Source organism: Roseomonas sp. F4, assembly GCF_053891155.1.
This window is the reverse complement of sequence record NZ_JBSSHK010000001.1, coordinates 1504301-1520938: the sequence shown is the minus strand read 5'-3', so window position 1 is coordinate 1520938 and position 16638 is coordinate 1504301. Positions and strand designations below refer to the sequence as shown.

Annotated in this window: 23 protein-coding genes and 1 tRNA gene; 11 read left to right on the top strand and 13 right to left on the bottom strand. The window is 69.4% G+C overall.

Annotation, left to right across the window (positions count from 1 at the left end):
- Positions 1-35: 35 nt before the first annotated feature.
- The 3 genes from ACVFYP_RS07435 to ACVFYP_RS07425 are packed head-to-tail and all read right to left on the bottom strand — an operon-like array spanning position 36 to position 1200.
- A complete protein-coding gene (locus ACVFYP_RS07435; protein WP_499199489.1) occupies positions 36-371 on the bottom strand; it encodes a hypothetical protein in 336 nt (111 codons plus the stop codon).
- Positions 368-928 carry a hypothetical protein gene (locus tag ACVFYP_RS07430; RefSeq protein ID WP_499199488.1) on the bottom strand — a complete coding sequence of 187 codons (561 nt, stop codon included), beginning with the start codon at positions 926-928 and terminating at the stop codon, positions 368-370. Before ACVFYP_RS07430 ends, ACVFYP_RS07435 begins: the two co-directional genes overlap by 4 nt.
- The gene (locus ACVFYP_RS07425) at positions 925-1200 is read right to left on the bottom strand and encodes a transcriptional regulator (protein ID WP_499199487.1); all 276 of its coding nucleotides are present in this window, start codon (positions 1198-1200) and stop codon (positions 925-927) included. Before ACVFYP_RS07425 ends, ACVFYP_RS07430 begins: the two co-directional genes overlap by 4 nt.
- Here ACVFYP_RS07425 and ACVFYP_RS07420 point away from each other — a divergent pair.
- From ACVFYP_RS07420 to ACVFYP_RS07380, 9 genes are all read left to right on the top strand, one after another.
- The gene (locus tag ACVFYP_RS07420; protein ID WP_499199486.1) at positions 1126-1614 is read left to right on the top strand and encodes a helix-turn-helix domain-containing protein; all 489 of its coding nucleotides are present in this window, start codon (positions 1126-1128) and stop codon (positions 1612-1614) included. The two genes, ACVFYP_RS07425 and ACVFYP_RS07420, sit on opposite strands and share 75 nt — an antisense overlap.
- Positions 1615-1883: 269 nt before the next feature.
- A complete protein-coding gene (locus ACVFYP_RS07415) occupies positions 1884-2180 on the top strand; it encodes a hypothetical protein (RefSeq protein WP_499199485.1) in 297 nt (98 codons plus the stop codon).
- Positions 2168-2590, top strand: a complete 423-nt coding sequence (locus ACVFYP_RS07410) for a hypothetical protein (RefSeq protein WP_499199484.1) — start codon at positions 2168-2170, stop codon at positions 2588-2590. Before ACVFYP_RS07415 ends, ACVFYP_RS07410 begins: the two co-directional genes overlap by 13 nt.
- Positions 2587-2835 (top strand): hypothetical protein, encoded by a 249-nt coding sequence (locus ACVFYP_RS07405; protein WP_499199483.1) that lies wholly within the window; start codon positions 2587-2589, stop codon positions 2833-2835. Before ACVFYP_RS07410 ends, ACVFYP_RS07405 begins: the two co-directional genes overlap by 4 nt.
- A gap of 55 nt (positions 2836-2890) precedes the next feature.
- Entirely contained in the window at positions 2891-3508 is a 618-nt protein-coding gene (locus ACVFYP_RS07400) for an MT-A70 family methyltransferase (protein WP_499199482.1), read from the top strand.
- The gene (locus tag ACVFYP_RS07395) at positions 3505-3783 is read left to right on the top strand and encodes a hypothetical protein (RefSeq protein ID WP_499199481.1); all 279 of its coding nucleotides are present in this window, start codon (positions 3505-3507) and stop codon (positions 3781-3783) included. Before ACVFYP_RS07400 ends, ACVFYP_RS07395 begins: the two co-directional genes overlap by 4 nt.
- Positions 3780-4118, top strand: coding sequence for a hypothetical protein (locus tag ACVFYP_RS07390; RefSeq protein WP_499199480.1), 339 nt, complete (start codon positions 3780-3782; stop codon positions 4116-4118). Before ACVFYP_RS07395 ends, ACVFYP_RS07390 begins: the two co-directional genes overlap by 4 nt.
- Positions 4111-4404: a helix-turn-helix transcriptional regulator gene (locus ACVFYP_RS07385; protein WP_499199479.1), complete on the top strand. Its 294-nt coding sequence runs from the start codon at positions 4111-4113 to the stop codon at positions 4402-4404. Before ACVFYP_RS07390 ends, ACVFYP_RS07385 begins: the two co-directional genes overlap by 8 nt.
- Before the next feature lie 38 nt (positions 4405-4442).
- The gene (locus tag ACVFYP_RS07380) at positions 4443-5867 is read left to right on the top strand and encodes a hypothetical protein (protein WP_499199478.1); all 1425 of its coding nucleotides are present in this window, start codon (positions 4443-4445) and stop codon (positions 5865-5867) included.
- Positions 5868-5947: 80 nt separating this feature from the next.
- Here ACVFYP_RS07380 and ACVFYP_RS07375 read toward each other — a convergent pair.
- The 6 genes from ACVFYP_RS07375 to ACVFYP_RS07350 all read right to left on the bottom strand — a co-directional run bounded on the left by ACVFYP_RS07375 (position 5948) and on the right by ACVFYP_RS07350 (position 11745).
- A tRNA-Lys gene (locus ACVFYP_RS07375) sits at positions 5948-6023 on the bottom strand.
- Positions 6024-6132: 109 nt separating this feature from the next.
- Entirely contained in the window at positions 6133-7284 is a 1152-nt protein-coding gene (rodA, locus tag ACVFYP_RS07370) for a rod shape-determining protein RodA (RefSeq protein WP_499199477.1), read from the bottom strand.
- Entirely contained in the window at positions 7281-9173 is a 1893-nt protein-coding gene (gene mrdA, locus ACVFYP_RS07365; RefSeq protein ID WP_499199476.1) for a penicillin-binding protein 2, read from the bottom strand. The genes rodA and mrdA overlap by 4 nt, the downstream gene beginning before the upstream one ends.
- 88 nt (positions 9174-9261) lie before the next feature.
- Positions 9262-9795 carry a rod shape-determining protein MreD gene (locus ACVFYP_RS07360; protein ID WP_499199475.1) on the bottom strand — a complete coding sequence of 178 codons (534 nt, stop codon included), beginning with the start codon at positions 9793-9795 and terminating at the stop codon, positions 9262-9264.
- Positions 9796-9809: 14 nt separating this feature from the next.
- Positions 9810-10673: a rod shape-determining protein MreC gene (mreC, locus tag ACVFYP_RS07355; protein WP_499199474.1), complete on the bottom strand. Its 864-nt coding sequence runs from the start codon at positions 10671-10673 to the stop codon at positions 9810-9812.
- A 28-nt stretch (positions 10674-10701) separates the two neighbouring features.
- Complete coding sequence (locus tag ACVFYP_RS07350; RefSeq protein WP_499199473.1) at positions 10702-11745, bottom strand: rod shape-determining protein; 1044 nt, start codon at positions 11743-11745, stop codon at positions 10702-10704.
- A gap of 303 nt (positions 11746-12048) precedes the next feature.
- Between ACVFYP_RS07350 and ACVFYP_RS07345 the strand changes: the two genes are divergently transcribed.
- Positions 12049-12282 carry a YMGG-like glycine zipper-containing protein gene (locus ACVFYP_RS07345; protein ID WP_499199472.1) on the top strand — a complete coding sequence of 78 codons (234 nt, stop codon included), beginning with the start codon at positions 12049-12051 and terminating at the stop codon, positions 12280-12282.
- Positions 12283-12369: 87 nt separating this feature from the next.
- Positions 12370-13029: a hypothetical protein gene (locus tag ACVFYP_RS07340; RefSeq protein WP_499199471.1), complete on the top strand. Its 660-nt coding sequence runs from the start codon at positions 12370-12372 to the stop codon at positions 13027-13029.
- Positions 13030-13084: 55 nt separating this feature from the next.
- Here the strand turns inward: ACVFYP_RS07340 and ACVFYP_RS07335 are convergent, their stop codons facing one another.
- The 4 genes from ACVFYP_RS07335 to ACVFYP_RS07320 form a co-directional block, all read right to left on the bottom strand.
- Positions 13085-14920 carry an ABC transporter ATP-binding protein/permease gene (locus tag ACVFYP_RS07335; RefSeq protein WP_499199470.1) on the bottom strand — a complete coding sequence of 612 codons (1836 nt, stop codon included), beginning with the start codon at positions 14918-14920 and terminating at the stop codon, positions 13085-13087.
- 6 nt (positions 14921-14926) lie between these two features.
- A complete protein-coding gene (locus ACVFYP_RS07330; protein WP_499199469.1) occupies positions 14927-15631 on the bottom strand; it encodes a hypothetical protein in 705 nt (234 codons plus the stop codon).
- Positions 15628-15792: a DUF1328 domain-containing protein gene (locus ACVFYP_RS07325; protein ID WP_499199468.1), complete on the bottom strand. Its 165-nt coding sequence runs from the start codon at positions 15790-15792 to the stop codon at positions 15628-15630. Before ACVFYP_RS07325 ends, ACVFYP_RS07330 begins: the two co-directional genes overlap by 4 nt.
- Before the next feature lie 82 nt (positions 15793-15874).
- Positions 15875-16636 carry a PhyR family response regulator anti-anti-sigma factor gene (locus ACVFYP_RS07320; RefSeq protein WP_499199467.1) on the bottom strand — a complete coding sequence of 254 codons (762 nt, stop codon included), beginning with the start codon at positions 16634-16636 and terminating at the stop codon, positions 15875-15877.
- Positions 16637-16638 lie beyond the last annotated feature (2 nt).

Below are 16638 nucleotides of genomic sequence, written 5' to 3'. Positions count from 1 at the left end.
GGTCCGCGCTGTCCCTTTTCGGCGTTCCCGTGTGTTCAGACATGGTGGTCCCCCAAGTCAAGTCCGAGCATCTCGGCGATGCTGCGCGCGGCTTCCGCCTGGCTGAGATTGTGGATGGCGGCGGCGAGGCTGATGACGTCGCTGCCGTAGATGCCGACCGCGAAATCGGCCCATTTGCCGGTGGTCAGGTTGACGCTGCAGGACCGGCCTGGCGTGCCGCTCAGGTCGCCACAGCGCCATTGGTTGCCCTGCTGCTTGCCGCCCGGCAGCCATCGCAGGCAGAGCGTTCCGAGGTGCGGCAGGGCGGCCCTGTTGATCCCGTTGAAGTCCAGACGGCCGCCGCGGCGCCGAGCGCGCCTGCGCGGCGTCATGCGCGCTGCCGTCGGGACAAGCGCCCGCCGCCATCCCCGCCCAGCGGGCGACGGTCGGCGGGCGCTCCCTCGCCCTTCACCGCGGGGGCGGCGGGCGAGTTGATGGCGGCTTCCGCCGCAACTGTGATGCGCGCGAGCTTGGCGGCCAGCCGCATGGCGACGGCGCCGATCTCGCCGGCCTCGGCCTGGCTCATCTCGCCATCGGCCAAAGCCTCGCAAAGCACGGCCGGCACCTCGCCCGAGGCGCGCGCGAAGGCCGCGACCTCCGCCGCCAGCGTCGCGCCATGGCGCGCCCGCTCCGGCACCAGCCGGTGCCCGGTCAGGCGCGTCTGTTCGACCGCGACGATGGGCTCGCCGGCGATGCGCTCCAGCTGCGTCACCACGTCGATGGGGGCAAAGGTGCCGAGATCGTTCAGGTCGTAGTAGCGGGCGAGCTGAGAGGTGGAGACGCGGACGCAGGCCGAAGCCGCGACCAGCCCACCCACCGCGGCGATCAGCCGGCGGAAGGCGGTTTTCAGCGCGCGGAGATCTTCCTCCGCCAGGGTCGCCGCGGTCATGGATCAAGCCCGGCTGCGGGCGAAACGCTTCCCGATGCGTGAGCCTGGTTGCTGCCACAGGATGCGGCGCGAAAGGCCTCCGCCATGTCGGGACGCAACTCGGCGGCGGTGACAGCGCCGCCGGTCACCTTGACGATCTGGGCCACACGCTTCGCCTTGGGCCTCAGCGTGCCGTCGGCCCAACGGAGAACAGTGGTATGCGCGACCCCCAGCCGGGCGGCCAGACTGGTCGCGGTGACTCCCTTCTGAGAGAGGTATGTGTGCAGGTCCATGGCCAAAATGTGCGACTATCGCACATTGAGGTCAACGCAGGATGTGCGCAAAACGCCGCAGACAACCAAGCTGGCGCGTGCGCTTCTCGCACTATGACATCAACTCGCCCCTACCTGCTGGCCTGGCGCAAGAAGCTGGACTGGACGCAGTCCCAGCTTGCGAACGCATTGAGAACGGACCACACTACGATTGGCCGGTATGAAAAAGGTCAGTTAAGGGTGGATGACGCAACTTTTGCCAAAATTGCAGAGGCTTACGGCATATCCCCCGCCGAGCTCTCGGCCCCCCCGGAAGAAGCGGAGCGCGCCCGCGAGATGCACCGAATCATGACCGCGGCGCGCGACCTGGATGAAGGCTCGCTGCGGGCGCTGGCGGATATGGCGGAAAGGTTGCCTAAGCGTCCGCGGTCCTAATTGTGCAATTTTGGCACATTTTGGCTTGATCGTCTTGTGCGAGTTTCGCACATTACCGCCACGCCGCATCCCGCGGCGCTGGAGGTGGAAACGTGCCGAGCCTCGCAACCCACGCACAACGTCGACCCGCCGGGCGCCAGCCCGCTGCCAATGATCCCAGCCCCCCACCGCACGCCGACGCCGGCGACTTCCTGAATCGGCTGGCCCACCCGGGCCGTCTCTCCCCACTTGCTGCGCGGCATCTCCAGCGTGCCCTGGCCCGTGATGAGGTGACATCCGACGCACTGTTGCAGGTGGCCGATATGGCGGAGGAAGCCGCCCAGTCCTATCTGCTGCTGCCCTGGTACCGCCGCGACTTTCGCCAATTGGCGCAGGTGATGCGGGAGATCGCACCCGCCTTCGCCCGGCGGCCGCTGCCCCGCGCTCAGGACCACGCACTGTCGGCGGATACCCTGTCCACGGCCGCCGGAATCCTCGCGGCCTTCGGCGGCATCCAGACCATCGGCGCGGAGCGGATGTTGCGCGTGATGGCGCTGCGCATGCAGCGCGGGGTGTGGCCAGCATGATCGAGCAGCCTCTGCTCGCCGCTGTGCGGGCCGCACGTCACGCCGCGCTGCATCGGCCGGACCGGTTCACGGTCGCGCTGGATGCCATTGCCGATCAGGTCGACCGGCTGCTGGACCTGAGCGGCGAGGCCTGCGCGCCGCTGCGCCATGCCGGGCGGCGCATGGCGGCCACGCTGTACCGCGCGCAGATCTGTGCCGGGGAGCGCATGCAGGCCATTTCCCGCCTGACGGAGGAGGCGCTGCTGGTCGGCCGGCTTGAGCGCGTCCTGCCTTGCCGCGACGCGTCATCGCATGCCTTTCCACTTGCCCGTCACGGTGCTGCTGCCCTGCCGCGCCATTGGCTGCCGCAACCAACCGGTGGCGCCGCCGCTCATCGCGCCTTCACTGTCGTGCAGGGCGGGCGCGCATGAGCAAGCTGCGCGAGATCCACGTCATGGTCGCCGGCAATGGCGGCCAGGACCACAGCGCGGCCTGCGCATCCATCCGCGGTGCCCTTGAATTCGGCGGCTATCATGTGGTGCAGCGCGCCGCCGAGCAGACCGTCGAGCGCCGCATCTGGCAGCGCGTGATCCGCAAGGCGCGCCGCGCCGCGGCGAAGGGCCGCGCGCCGCTGGCCATCATCGTCCCGCGCGTCGAGGGGCTGCCCCAACGATGACGCGCGACACCCTTTGCCTGGCGGTTAGCCACCCCATCCCGTGGGAGGCCGGCTGATGCTCGACTTCTACACGCCCGACCTGTTGCAGGGCCTGGAGCCCTGGCCGTTCGGAGATCTGCGGCGCCGCTGGTACGGCACCATCCTGGCCGATCCGCCATGGGGATTCCGTCTGCACTCCGACGCCGGCGACAGAAAGAGCCCGCAGCACCACTACGGCTGCATGGACCTCGGCGACATTCAGGCGCTGCCCGTCGCGGCCCTGGCGCATCCCGATGCCGCCGCCTGCGTGATGTGGGCGACGGCGCCGATGATGCCGCGGGCGCTGGCGACCCTGGAGGCCTGGGGCTTTCGCTACTCGACGATGGGGACCTGGGCGAAACAGTCGCGTAGCGGCGAGGCCTGGGCCTTCGGCACCGGCTATGTCTTTCGCTCCGCCGCAGAGTTTTACCTGGTCGGCACGCGCGGCCGGCCCAAGCTCAGCGCGCGCAATGTCCGCAACCTGATCGTCTCGCCGACGCGCGAGCATTCCCGCAAGCCCGACCAGCTGCGCGCCGACATCGAGCGGCTGCTGCCGGCTCCGCGCTGCGAGCTGTTCGCGCGGGAGGCGGCGCCGGGCTGGGATGCCTGGGGCAATGAAGTCGGCAAGTTCGACGAGGTCAGGGCCTATGGATGAGCGATCGCCGCCGCTCGCGGTCATGCCGACCCCATGCGAATGGGCGCTCGCCATCGCCTTTTGCGCATCAGCACGACGCCAGCTTCCCGCGCCGGCCGCGCTCCACCGATCAGCAGCTTGCCGCCTATGCCGGCAGCCACGGCCTCGTTCAGGCGCGGCGGATGCTGCCCGGCCTGCTGCGGCTGCCGCGGCATCTGCGCGAAGCCCTCGCCGCGGCGATCCTCGCCGATGGCGGCCCCCTTCCCCGTCACCACCCCGAAGGAGTTTCGCGGTGAACGCGACCGACCTCTTTGTGCTGTTCCAACCGATGATCAAGGAGCCGGTGCTGGACTGCACCGGCAACAAGCTCACCTGCGCGCCCTGCACCTTGAAGCAGGTGCTGGCCCAGGCCCGTGACGACGTGACCGACGCCCTCATCATCGCCGTCGACAAGGCCGCCGCGCAGACCACCCCGACCTGCGCGGATTTCACGCTGTTCTGCGCGCGGATGCTGGAGAACCTGGTCGCGCTGCATCCGAACGGCGTGGCCATGGCGCGTGCCGCGCTGCTGCTGGCGGAGGCGAAGGCGCCGTTGGTGGGCGGAAGGACGGGGAGGCAGTTCGATGGCTGACTCGGCCACCTCTTCACGCCGCCTTCTCACCGCCGCCGAGGTAGCGCTGCGCCTACGCCGGACCGTGAGTTGGTTCTATCGGCAGCGGGCCGAGCTGGAAGATCGGCACGGCTTTCCGCGCCCGATCGATGGCTGCGGCATGCGTTGGGATCCTCGCGCGATCGACAGATGGCTGGACAGCCGGATCCAGGGCGGTGCCCTCTCTGGCCAGCAGAAGGCGCTGGCTGAGGCAGAAGCACGGTTGATGGCGCGTGCCGATGCCTACGGCCGAAATCGCGGCTGGTGAAGAACGGGCGGCGACGTCCGGCAGGCTGAGTTCAGGATATGCATCGCGACACCAATGAACCGTCACGCATTCGCCACTTCATTCGGTTGCCAGGCCGGGCTGGCGGGCCGCCCCGCTACTACTGGCAACCCAGTTCGCCACTCCGGGCGGCGGGCTGGCGGTCGGAACGCCTTCTTGACGACCTCGACCAAGCCAAGGCGCGCGCCTCACAGCTGAATCAGGAGGTCGACGCGTGGCGCCGGGGCGAGTTGCCCGCCAACGCCCCGGCGACCGCGGCCGCCCGCGCGCGGCAGGAAGGCGCCGCGGGAACGCCTGGCAGCGTCTCCGCCCTGATCCAAGACTATAAGCAAAGCCGCTTCTGGACGAAGCTGGCACCCCGGACACAGCGCGGCTACGAGGCCCATCTCGCCACCATTGAGGCGTGGGCGGGGCCGGAGCCGGTCGAGGCGATCACGCCGCCGGTCATCCAGCGCTTCTACGAGGCGCAGCTGCGGCGGCACATCGCGCCCAAGCTGCCGGAGCTGTCGGAGCCGCCGGCCGCGACGGGCGCTGAGTGGATGCCGATCGCCCGCTATGCCGCGCTGCGCGGCCTCACCCGCGATGCCATCGCCAAGGCGATCCGGACCGGGTCACTTCGCGCGCCGCATAAGAGGAAGGAAGGAGATGGACGTGGCTCCATCCTGATATGGGCCGACGCTGGCGAGCTCTCCTCCCAGGCCGCCGCTCCGAGCGTGATCAATCGGCCGGCCAGTGCCGCCGCGCTCATCCGGGTTCTGCGCCTTCTGCTGCAGGCGGGCGAAAGGCTCGGCTATGTGCAGCCGGGGGCCAATCCCGCCTCGAGGCCCGGGATCAGTGTCGAGCGCCAGAGAGAACCCCAGCTCTGGTCGTCTCAGGAGGCATGCCATATGGCGGCTGTCGCGGACGAGATGGGTTACCGTTCGATCGGCACCGCCATCCTGCTGAACGAGTGGATAGGTCAGCGTGAGGCAGACGTGCTGCTTCTGCCGCCCTGGAAGGTCGAAGCCGAGGCGTTGAAGATCCGCCAGGCTAAGCGCCGACGCTGGGTCATCCTGCCGGTCTATCTGGTTCCCCACTTGGTGGAACGGCTGCGGCTGGAAAGGGAGAGGCGGGGGGTCGTCTTGTCCGCGGAGTTCATGCTGCCGCGCGACGGCACCGAACGGGCCTGGACCGAGGACGCTTTCCGCTACGCCTTCGCCCAGGTCCGTGCGAACGCCGCCAAGGCCATGCCGCGCTGCGCGCTCCTGCGCTTCGCGGAGCTTCGCCACACGGCGGTGACGCGGCTGGACGAGGCGGGGGTATCCGACATGGGTATCGCCGGCATCACCGGCCACAGCCCCAAGACGGTCCGGGAGATTCTGGATCGCCACTATCTGGTGCGCACCGAAAAATCCGCCGTGCTGGCGTTCCGGAAGCGGCTGGAGAATGAGGCGGAAGAGGGGTGAACAGCCGTTCTCAGCAGTTCTGACAACCACGATCGGACTGTCAGAATGTCAGAAGGAGATGCCGGCTAAGTGCTTGATATTGGTGGGCGCTGTAGGGCTCGAACCTACGACCCGCTGATTAAGAGTCAGCTGCTCTACCAACTGAGCTAAGCGCCCGTACCGCTGTGCGGTGCCGGGCGTTTACGGGTTGGGGGCGGGTTTGTCCAGCCCGGGGAGCGGGAAAGCTGACGCAAATCCGCCATGTCCAAGAGTCATTGCTCGCCGGTCACTGCTCGTCCCGCGTCGGCCCCATCTCCGCATCGCGGTGGACATGCGCCGACATCAGCAGCCCGAACCCCACCATCGCCGTCAGCATGGCCGAGCCGCCATGGCTGATCAGCGGCAGCGGCACGCCGCCGACCGGGATGGCGCCCGTCACCATGGCGATGTTGACGAAGACATACATGAAGAAATTCGTCGCCAGCCCCACCGCCAGCAGCCGTCCGAACTGATGCCGGCTGCGCAGCGCCACCAGGAAGCCGAAGGCGATCACGCAGGCCAGCAGGCCCAGCACGCTCAGCGCGCCTACCAGGCCGAATTCCTCGGCCAGCATGGTGAAGATGAAGTCGGTCTGCTTCTCCGGCAGGAAGTTCAGGTGGCCCTGCGTGCCTTGCAGGAACCCCTTCCCCCAGAATCCACCCGACCCCAGTGCGATCTTCGACTGGATGATGTTGTAGCCCGCACCCAGCGGGTCGCTCTCGGGGTCCAGGAAGGTGGTGATGCGGGCGCGCTGGTAGTCGCGCAGATGCTCATAGGCGATCGGCGCCGCGATCGCCGCCGCCCCCAGCACCAGGGCGAACTTCCACAGCCGCACCCCGGCAGCAAAGAACACGGCGCCGCCGACCATCATGGTGATCAGCGCGGTGCCCAGATTGGGCTGCTTCAGGATCAGCCCGGCGGGCAGCAACACCGCCAGGATGGGCGGGATCAGAAACAGGGGGTTGCCCATCCGCTCCCAGGACGCCTTCTGGAACCAGGCGGCGAGTGCCACCACCAGAAGGATCTTCATCAGCTCCGAGGGTTGCAGCTGGAAGCCGCCGAGGTCCAGCCAGCGCTGCGCGCCGCCGCCCACCTGGCCATGCAGCGCCACCATCACCAGCAGCCCGATGCCTGCGGCGTAGCCCACCCAGGCGAAGCGGGCGATCAGGCGGATATCGACCAGGGCGATGGACAGCATCAGCACGAGGCCGAAGCCGAAACGGATGGCATGGCGCTGGGCATAGGGGTCCGGCGCGCCGCCGCCGGCGGAATACAGGGCGACGTAGCCGACCCCCCCCACGGCGCAGAGCATCAGCACGAAGATCCAGGGGATCTGCCAAAGCTTCTCCAGCACTCCCGTGCCACGTTCACGCAGCAGCAGCCGACGTTCGAATTTCATGGTCTTCCGGTGCCGGGTGGCCGCGTCGCTTCCGCCACGCGGGCCACGAACTGGCCGCCCGGGCCGGGGCGCAATTGCTGGAAGGCCTCCACCAGCACGTCCCGCGCCAGGGGTGCGGCGGCGGCGGAGCCGCTGGCGCCGTGCTCGACGATGACGGAAACCGCGAAGACCGGATTGTCATGCGGCGCAAAGGCCACGAACAGCGCATGCGGCCGCCATTCGCGTGGCACCTGCTCCACGCGATAGCCCCGTTCGCGCTGTTCGCGGGACACGCGGCGCACCTGGGTGGTGCCGGTCTTGCCGGCCATGGCGCCCATCTCCGGCGGCAGGCGGGCGATGCGGGCGGTGCCGCCCTGCTCATTCACCACGGCCCACATCGCCTCCCGCACCAGGCGCAGGTCGCGTTCGGGAATGCCGAGGCTCGGCCAGTCCTCCGCCCGGGTGCCGCGCACCAGGCGGCCGCCGATACTGCGGGTCAGATGCGGCTGCACCGCGCGGCCGGTGGCAAGCCGGGCGGTCATGGTGGCCAGTTGCAATGGGGTGAGCTGGTAAAAGCCCTGGCCGATGCCATGCACCACCGTATCGCCCAGCGCCCAGGGCCGACCCTGCGCCTGGCGCCATTCCCGCGTCGGCATCAGCCCGTTGCGGATGCCCGGCAGCTCGATATCCAGCGGCACGCCCAAGCCGAAGCGGCGCCCCATGGCGGCGATGCGGTCGATCCCGAGCCGCTTCGCCAATTCGTAGAAATAGACGTCGCAGGAGTATTTCAGCGCCGACCGCATATCGACGGCGCCATGCCCCCCGCGATTCCAGCAGTGGAAGCGGGATTCGCCCAGATCCATATGGCCGGGGCAGTAGATCCGCTCCCCCGGTGTCACCACCCGTGCTTCCAATGCCGCCAGGGCAACCACCATCTTGAAGGTGGAGCCCGGCGCGTAGAGGCCGTTGGTCGCCTTGTTGATCAGCGGCGTCGCCCGATTGCGGGTCCATTCCCGCCACTGCGCCGGGGAAACGCCGGAATTGAACAGGTTGGGATCGAAGGAGGGTTGGGTGGCCATGGCCAGCACCTCCCCATTCCGCGCATCCATCAGCACCACGGAGGTGCCTTCCTCGATCTTGCCGCGCAGGGTCTTGGTCAGTCCGGAATCGACCGAGAGCTCCACATCCTGGCCCTGCACACCCTCCCGTCGATCCAGCTCCCGGATGATGCGGCCGACGGCGTTGACCTCCATCTGCACCGCCCCGGCGCGGCCGCGCAGTGCCAGGTCGTGGTGCCGTTCGATGCCGGAGCGGCCAACGCGGATGCCGGGCAGTTCCAGCAGCGGGTCGCCATCCATGTCGCGCTCAGCCGGGGGCGCCACATAGCCCACGATATGCGCCAGGTGATCAGCCTCGGGGTAGATGCGGGTGGTGCCGACGTCGACGCTGATGCCCGGCAGGTCCGGCGCGTTCAGCTCGATCCGGGCCATCTCCTCCCAGGTCAGGAAGTCCCGCACCGTCACCGGCACGAAGCGGCGGCGGCGGCGGACGTCGCGCTCAATGCGCGCACGCTCGGCCTCAGTGAGCGGCACGATGCGGCTGAAGGTTTCCAGCGTCGCGCCCACATCGGTGGTCTGCTCGGCCGTCAGCAGGGCCCGCCAGTTGAGCTGATTGCCGGCGATGATATGGCCGTTGCGGTCCAGCACCCGCCCGCGCGGCGGCGCCAGAAGCCGGGCGGAGAGGCGGTTTTCCTCGGCAAGGGTGGCGTAGCGCTCGCCCTCCGTCACCTGCAGCCGGTGCAGGCGATGAGCCAGGAAGCCCAGAAGCCCCATCTGACCGGCACCTAGCAGCAGGGCGCGGCGGCCAAAAATGCCCCGAACCCGCTCCTCCTCCCGTTGCCGGCGGCTCATAAGTCAATGCCCTCAAGCGCCGGGCGGCCGCATCCGCGGCCTTGGCTCGCCGCATGGGCGGCGGGTATCCGGGCGCTGGCGATCTGGCTCACGGCGTCTCCTCCGCCCGCCGCATCACCCCGTGGATCCGGCTCAGCACGAAGGCGAAGGCCGGATACAGCCCGGCCGACAGCGCCGCCTGGTGCAGCGCCGGCGCGGCGGCGGGCAGGTTCCAGGCCAGCAGGGCCGTCAGCAGCCAGCCCAGCGCCGCGGCGCCGGCCGAGAAGATGCAGAAGGCCAGCCAGACGAACATGAAGCTCTGCCGCACCAGGAAGCGCCGCCAGGCCACGGCCAGGCCATGCGCCACCAGCAGCGTGACCACCCCGATGCCGAGCGGCGCCATGGTCAGCAGATCCTGCAACAGGCCGAGCAGGAAGACCGCCGGCGGCGGCATCGCCCCGGGGCGGAACAGCGACCAGAAGATGATGCAGGGCAGTGTCACCGCCGGCAGCAGCGCCGGAACGCCGGAAGGCCCGGCCGCCAGCACCATCAGCAGCACCGTCCCCGTCGCTGGAAAGGCGGCGCGGGCAATGTCGTCCAGCCGCCGGAGCAAACCGGGCGAGGGTTCGGGGCGCCCGACCATGCCAGAATGGACCCTCAGCGCCGGCCACGCGGCTCAGGCCGCGCGATGGCCTCGGGCGGCAGGATTCCGCCCAGGCCGAAATCGAACAGGCGCACCACATCCAGCCGGTCGGTCCGGGCAAACAGCTCCACCTCCGCCACGCCGCCCTCGGTCCAGCGCACCACGCCGACCGGCAGGCCGGCCGGGAACGCCACACCTTCCGCGCTGGTCACCACCCTTGCCCCTTCCTGCGGGCGCCCGCCTTCCGACCAGTTCTGAAGCCGCGGGCGGGCGCCGTTCGTGCCCACCAACATGGCGCGCACGCGGCTGCCTTCCAGGGTCACGGGGATGCGGCTGTTCATGTCGGTGGCCAGCAGGACGCGGGCGGAGCGGCTGCCCACCTCCGTCACCCGGCCGGCGAAGCCACGCTCATCCAGCGCGATCTGGCCGCGCCGCACCTGCATGTCGGGTGGGATGGAGAGCAGCACGGCACGGGCATAGACCCCGCCGCCATCGGCGACCACGCGCGCGGTGTGGAAGGCCGGCGCGCGCTCCGGCACGAAATCGAGCTGCCGGCGCAGCATGGCGTTTTCCGTCTCGAGCGCCAGGGCCGCGGCCTGCCATCGGCGCAGCCGCTCATTCTCCTCCCGCAGCCGGGCATTCTCCTGCCGCATCACCAACAGCTGCTGCAATTCCTCCACCCCGTCGCGCACCGCGCGGGCGGGTTCGGCGAAGGCGGCGTAAAAGGGCGCCAGGGCATCGGCCAGCGCGATGCGGGCGCGCTCCGCCAGCAGCGCATCGGCCTTGCCCAGCAGCATGGTGCCGAAGGCCACGGCGATCAGCACCGGCAACGACAGCCGCGCCAGCGCCTGGCGGAGCGGAATGCTCAGACGGATCAAGCGCCCTCCCCTTCAGGCTGAAGCGTTATCAATACATGGAGGTGAGCACGTGGCGAAGCCGCTTCATCTCCTCAAGCGCGCGACCGGTGCCGAGGGCGACGCAGGACAGGGCATCCTCTGCCACCACAACGGGCAATCCGGTGGCCTCACGCAGCACGCCATCCAAACGGTGCAGCAGCGCGCCGCCGCCGGTCAGCACGATGCCCTTGTCCACGATATCGGCCGCCAGCTCCGGCGGCGTGTTCTCCAGCGCCACCCGCACCGCCTCGACGATCTGGATCACCGGCTCGTACAGGCTTTCGGCGATCTGGCGCTGGCTGACGATGACCTCCCGCGGCACGCCGTTCATCAGGTCGCGGCCCTTCACCTCGGTCAGCGGGCCTTCCTCACCCTCCCAGGGCGGGGCGGCGGCGCCGACTTCCATCTTGATGCGCTCGGCGGTGCTCTCGCCGATCAGCAGGTTATGGTTGCGGCGGATGTAGGAGATGATCGCCTCGTCCATCTTGTCGCCACCAACCCGCACGCTGCGGGCATAGACGATGCCGCCGAGCGAAATCACCGCCACTTCCGTGGTGCCGCCGCCGATATCCACCACCATGGACCCCGAAGGCTCCGTCACCGGCAGGCCAGCGCCGATCGCGGCCGCCATCGGCTCCTCGATCAGCAGCACCTTCCGCGCCCCGGCGGATTCCGCCGATTCCTGGATGGCGCGGCGTTCCACGGCGGTGGAGCCGGAGGGGACGCAGACAATGATCAGCGGCGAGGCGAAGCTGCGCCGGTTATGAACCTTGCGGATGAAGTGCTTGATCATCTCCTCCGCCACCTCGAAATCGGCGATCACGCCGTCCCGCAGGGGGCGGATGGCGGCGATATTGCCAGGGGTGCGGCCGAGCATCAGCTTGGCCTCCTCCCCCACCGCCAGGACCTGCTTCTTGCCGCGATGGTCGGATATGGCGACGACGGAGGGCTCGTTCAGCACGATGCCCCGCCCCTTCACATAGACCAGCGTATTCGCGGTGCCGAGGTCGATGGCCATGTCGGCCGAGAGGAAGCCGAACAGGCGGGAAAACATGCAGCCGGAACCTTCCGAATGGCGAAGAATGCCGCCTCGCCGGGCGTATCGGCGCGAGCGGGGCCAGGCCCGGACGGTCGCAGGGCCGGGCACCGCCCTGCTCCGAAACTGCCGCGGGCTTGGCGCGAGGCGCCTCCGATACCCCTCCCCCGTCCCGGGCTCAAGCCCCGTTGCGCAGTGCGGCAAAGGAAGGCGGCGAGGGAGGGGCGCGAGAAAAACGCCAAAGCGGAACGGTGGGAACGAACCGATCGGGTTTCACGGCGTTAGAGGGCCATAGCGTCAACATCACCAGGAGACTCCCCGATGCGTTATCTCCCCATGCTTCTTCTGGCAGCCACCACCCTCGCCGCCTGCGGCCAGACCACGGGCGACCGCGCGGTGTCCGGCGGCTTGCTGGGCGCCGGCGCCGGTGCGGCCATTGGCTCCCTGTCCGGCAGCGCCGGCACGGGCGCGCTGATCGGCGGCGCGGCGGGCGCGGCGGGTGGCGCGCTGACCAGCCCGGGCACCGTGAACCTCGGCCGCCCCGCCTGGCGCTGATCCGGCGACGGCAGGCGCGCTACCGGCGACGTCCTGCCCCGGATTGACCATATCGTTGCGGCAGGCAAAGAAGCCGGCACCCCTGGGGTGTCGGCTTCGATGCTTTTGCGCTTTCCCATCCTGATCCTTCTCGCGCTCGCCGGCTGCGCCCCGACGTCCACGACGATGGCTCCGCGCATCGCGCGGCCATTGATTCCAGGGCCGCCGATCGAACGCGGGCAGGAAGCCCAGGCCCTCGCCGTCCTGCCACCGCGGATCGGCAACATAACCCGTGGCGCGGAGCCGGAGGTCATCGGCGCGGATAGCGCGTTGATTCGCTATTCGAACAGCCACGAAACATTCCAGCTCAGCGCGACGGTCTTCCTGATCGGCCTTGGCGACAATCCACTGGAAGACGGCCCAGGCTCGCCCCGGGCGCTGGAGGAACTGGAACGGGGCGCCAGGGAAGCCCATGCCCAGCTGCGGGCCACGCTGAACCCGGAAAAGGCAGGCACACCCTTCGAAACGACCGTCCGGCGGTCGCAGCAGCCGGTGATGCACTGCCGCGGGATTGTCGTGCCCCTGGCGGAGGACACGGTGAACGACCTTCTCTGCTCCACCATCTGGCGCCAGCGACTGCTACAGATCCGCCTGACCCAGCGCCACCCGCATGAAGTCTCTCTCGCCGCCACGCTCGTCAATCACGGGCTAATATTCATCATCTTCGAACGGCTGCACGGCGACGCTCCGAACACGTTCCGCACCTGAGGACCAGCCGCGGCGCCTGGGCCATGGGCCTCAGGCGCCGCGGCGGCCCATCCGATCACCGCCGCCGCAGCATCCGCCCCAGCACCTGGCGGCCGCGCCCCGGGCTCCGCGGCGGCTTCGGCCGACGCCGGACCTCCAGCCGCGCCCCATCCGGCGCCCGGAGCAGTTGCAGCGTCCGGTCGTGATAGACATCGAGGCCCGGTCGATGGCCGATGGAGATCAGGGCGGTGCCTGCCAGCTCCTCCTTGAACAGGCGCATCATCTCGTCCTGATTGGCCTCATCCAGCGCCGCCGTCGCCTCATCCAGAAAGACCCAGCGCGGCTTGTGCAGCAGCAGCCGCGCGAAGGCCAGGCGCTGTTGCTCGCCGAGCGAAAGCACGCGGTCCCAGCGGTCCTCATCGCCCAGGCGCGGCACCAGATGCGGCAGGCCGCAGCGTTCCAGCGCGCCCACCTGCTCCGCATCGTCGAAGCGCTCAGGCGGGTCGGGATAGGTCAGGCCGGCGCGGAGCGTGCCGAGGGGGATGTAGGGCCGCTGCGGCATGAACATCATATGCGCCCGCGGCGGGATGCGGATCAGCCCGGCGCCCCAGGGCCAGAGGCCGGCGATGGCGCGGAACAGGGTGGATTTGCCGGTCCCGCTCTCGCCCACGATCAGCACGCTCTCCCCGGCGCGGATTTCCGCATTGGCGCCCTGGATGACGACATTGCCGTCGGAATGCGCCACCTGGAGGTTCTCGAAGGCCAGCACCTCCTCCGCCTCGCCGGGCTTGGCCTCGATCACCTCGATGCGGGTGTCGCCGGCCTGGGCCTCGGCCAGGTCGAAATTCTCGTCGAGCTCGACCACCCGTTCCACATGGCTGCGCCATTCGGCCAGGCGGGGGAAGTTGTCGACGAACCAGGCGAGGCTGCGCGTCACCTCGATGAAGGCGGAGCTGATCTGCATCAGCACGCCGAGGGTGATGGCGCCGGCGAAGAAACGCGGCGCGGCGACCAGGATCGGGATGATGGAGGCCGCCATGCCATAGGCCGAGGTCAGCCACATCAGGGCGCGTTCCCGCCCGTAAAGCTGGCGCATCACCACGACGACGCGGCCGAAGGCGGCCTGTAGCCCGCGCTCCTCATCGGCCTCACCCCGGATCAGGGCGATGCCCTCGCTGTTCTCCCGCATACGGATCAGGGCGAAGCGATGGTCGCTCTCGGCCTCATTGCGGCGGCTGTTGATGGCGACCATCGGGCCGCCGATGAACATCGTCAGCACGGAACCGATCACCGCATAGATCACCGCGGCCCAGACCATGTAGCCCTGGATTTCAATGTCGCGGCCGCCGATCGCCAACTGCAAGGGGCCGGAGAGCGACCACAGAATGCCGAGGAAGGAGATCAGCGTCAGGAAGGAACTCAGCAGCCCGACCACGAGGTCGACCGCGATCTGCGTTGCCCAGCGGGCATTCTCGCTGATGCGCTGGTCGGGATTGTCGGCGGCCTCGGGCAGGAAGTTGATCTGGTAATGCCGCCCATCGGCCAGCCAGCGCCGTTGCAGGCGATGCACCAGCCAGCGCCGCCACTCCAACATCAGCGTCTGCCGTGCCCAGAGCTGGCTGACGGCAGCGGCCATGGCCAACAGCAGCAGCAGGCCAAACATCCACATCTGGCTGTAGAAGGCGGCGCTGTCGCGGCTTTCCAGGGTGTCGAAGAAGTCGCGGTTCCACAGGTTGAACCGCACCGTCACGCCGATCTGGAACAGCGTGAGGCCGAGCACCGCGAAAGCGAGCGTCCAGGCCTGCCGGCGTTCGGCGGGGTCAGTGAAATAGCCACGGGCCAAGCGCCAGAAGCGGCGCATCAGGCCTTCCTGCGGCGGCAATTCGATGGCCGCAGGGATCGGGTCGGGCATGGCGCCTCAGTTTTGGCGGCGCGGCGCTTCGGGCGCGGGCGCTGGGTTTCGGGAATTGTCGGCCGCGGCCACGGGCCGCAACGCTTCGGCACTTTCGCCCAATGTCTCGGCGATCAGGGCACGTCCCTGCTCCCCGGCGAAACCCCGGCCCTCCGCCGCCAGGCTGGCGCCCGCGCGCAGCCTGTCACGGAAGGGCTCCGCGGCACCCGGAGGAAGCAGCACCACGGTGCCGTCTTCCAGCACTGCGCCGGCGACCTGGCCCTGGGGCGCGTAATAGGGGGCACGAACGGTGCCGGAGACGGTCAGCCGCTCCGCCCTTTCGCCCGGCGCGCCGCCCAGTCGCCAATAGAAGCGGTCCACCACCTCCGGCGTCGTTTCCGCCGTTGCGGCGAAGGCCAGGGTGGTGATGACCGGGGAGCGCCGGGCGCGAATGCCCCAGACGACCAAGGGCTGCCCCTGCGGCGCGGCGCGGCGCACCGCCTCGGCGAATTCCGGCGGGAAGACCACCTGCGGGCCCTCCCGGAACAGCAGGGCATCGGTCTCCCCGGCCGGGTTGACCAGATAGCGGTCAACCCGCCCGGTGAAGGTCGGAAGCTGGGTGGGGTCGAACCAGAAATCGGCGACGGCCTGGGCCGAGGCCGTTCGCGGGGCCAGCCAGGCCAGCCCCGCGGCCGCCGCCAGCGCCGCCGCGCCCTGTCGCCGGCTGATCACGGCGCGCGGAAGGCGCCGAAGAGCAGGCTCAGCAGGAACAGGACGATGAAGATGGCGAACAGGATCTTGGCGATCCCGGCGGAGGCGGAGGCGATGCCGCCGAAGCCGAACAGGCCAGCGACGATCGCCACGACCAGGAAGATGAGGGTCCAGTAAAGCATGGTGGGCTCCGGCGATTGAGGTGCCGGATCAACGCCCTATTGCCGGTGCGGTTCCGGCACAATCTGCGATGGTTGCGGCGCTTCAGACCGGGTCGAGATGCACCCCTCGGGTGACCGCCTGATAGGTCGCCACGGCCAGCGTGGTCGGCTCGAAGGGCTTGGTGATGATGAAGGCGGGCTCCAGATCCTGCCCGGTCAGCAGCCGTTCCGGATAGGCGGTCACGAAGATCACGGGCGCCTGATGGGTGCGCAGGATGCGCGCGACGGCGGAGGTGCCATCGCCCCCCGCCCCCAGATTGACATCGGCCAACACCAGGGAGGGGCGTTCCGCCGCCGCGATGGCCACGGCCTCATCCTCGGTGGAGGCGATGCCCACCACCTCATGTCCCGCCGCCTCAACCAGCTGCTGCAGGTCGAGCGCGATGATCGGCTCATCCTCGATGATCAGCACCCGCGCCACTGCCCCGGCCCGCAGGTGGCCCCGGGCGGCTTCCAGGTGCTGGGCGGCCTCCTGCAGCGGCAGGCCAAGGGCGCGCGCCGCATGCTCCGCCTCCAGCTCCTCCAGCGAGGTCAGCAGCAGCAGCATGCGCTGCGGCCGGCTCAGCCCGCCGGCGACCGCATCTGCTGCCTCCGGCGTCGCGCCGGCGATGCGGCAGATCGCACCATATAGGGACAGGCGCGCCAGCATGGCCCCGTCGCTCACCCCCTCCACCGGCACCAGGCCCTGGCGCAACGCCTCCGCCACCAAGGCATCGCCCGCCGACTGGGCGCCGGTCAGGGCGCGGGCGAAGCGGCGGGCATATGGCAGGGCCGCGATCAGCGCCGTGCGATCCATCTCGCTCATCG

What these genes read in the sequence shown, in the direction of transcription:
- ACVFYP_RS07435 (WP_499199489.1), bottom strand. Translation starts at nt 371, where the DNA reads ATGACGCCGCGCAGGCGCGCTCGGCGCCGCGGCGGCCGTCTGGACTTC.
- ACVFYP_RS07430 (WP_499199488.1), bottom strand. Translation starts at nt 928, where the DNA reads ATGACCGCGGCGACCCTGGCGGAGGAAGATCTCCGCGCGCTGAAAACC.
- ACVFYP_RS07420 (WP_499199486.1), top strand. Translation starts at nt 1,126, where the DNA reads ATGCGCGACCCCCAGCCGGGCGGCCAGACTGGTCGCGGTGACTCCCTT.
- ACVFYP_RS07425 (WP_499199487.1), bottom strand. Translation starts at nt 1,200, where the DNA reads ATGGACCTGCACACATACCTCTCTCAGAAGGGAGTCACCGCGACCAGT.
- ACVFYP_RS07405 (WP_499199483.1), top strand. Translation starts at nt 2,587, where the DNA reads ATGAGCAAGCTGCGCGAGATCCACGTCATGGTCGCCGGCAATGGCGGC.
- ACVFYP_RS07400 (WP_499199482.1), top strand. Translation starts at nt 2,891, where the DNA reads ATGCTCGACTTCTACACGCCCGACCTGTTGCAGGGCCTGGAGCCCTGG.
- ACVFYP_RS07395 (WP_499199481.1), top strand. Translation starts at nt 3,505, where the DNA reads ATGAGCGATCGCCGCCGCTCGCGGTCATGCCGACCCCATGCGAATGGG.
- ACVFYP_RS07385 (WP_499199479.1), top strand. Translation starts at nt 4,111, where the DNA reads ATGGCTGACTCGGCCACCTCTTCACGCCGCCTTCTCACCGCCGCCGAG.
- ACVFYP_RS07380 (WP_499199478.1), top strand. Translation starts at nt 4,443, where the DNA reads ATGCATCGCGACACCAATGAACCGTCACGCATTCGCCACTTCATTCGG.
- rodA (WP_499199477.1), bottom strand. Translation starts at nt 7,284, where the DNA reads ATGAAATTCGAACGTCGGCTGCTGCTGCGTGAACGTGGCACGGGAGTG.
- mrdA (WP_499199476.1), bottom strand. Translation starts at nt 9,173, where the DNA reads ATGAGCCGCCGGCAACGGGAGGAGGAGCGGGTTCGGGGCATTTTTGGC.
- ACVFYP_RS07360 (WP_499199475.1), bottom strand. Translation starts at nt 9,795, where the DNA reads ATGGTCGGGCGCCCCGAACCCTCGCCCGGTTTGCTCCGGCGGCTGGAC.
- ACVFYP_RS07350 (WP_499199473.1), bottom strand. Translation starts at nt 11,745, where the DNA reads ATGTTTTCCCGCCTGTTCGGCTTCCTCTCGGCCGACATGGCCATCGAC.
- ACVFYP_RS07345 (WP_499199472.1), top strand. Translation starts at nt 12,049, where the DNA reads ATGCGTTATCTCCCCATGCTTCTTCTGGCAGCCACCACCCTCGCCGCC.
- ACVFYP_RS07335 (WP_499199470.1), bottom strand. Translation starts at nt 14,920, where the DNA reads ATGCCCGACCCGATCCCTGCGGCCATCGAATTGCCGCCGCAGGAAGGC.
- ACVFYP_RS07325 (WP_499199468.1), bottom strand. Translation starts at nt 15,792, where the DNA reads ATGCTTTACTGGACCCTCATCTTCCTGGTCGTGGCGATCGTCGCTGGC.
- ACVFYP_RS07320 (WP_499199467.1), bottom strand. Translation starts at nt 16,636, where the DNA reads ATGAGCGAGATGGATCGCACGGCGCTGATCGCGGCCCTGCCATATGCC.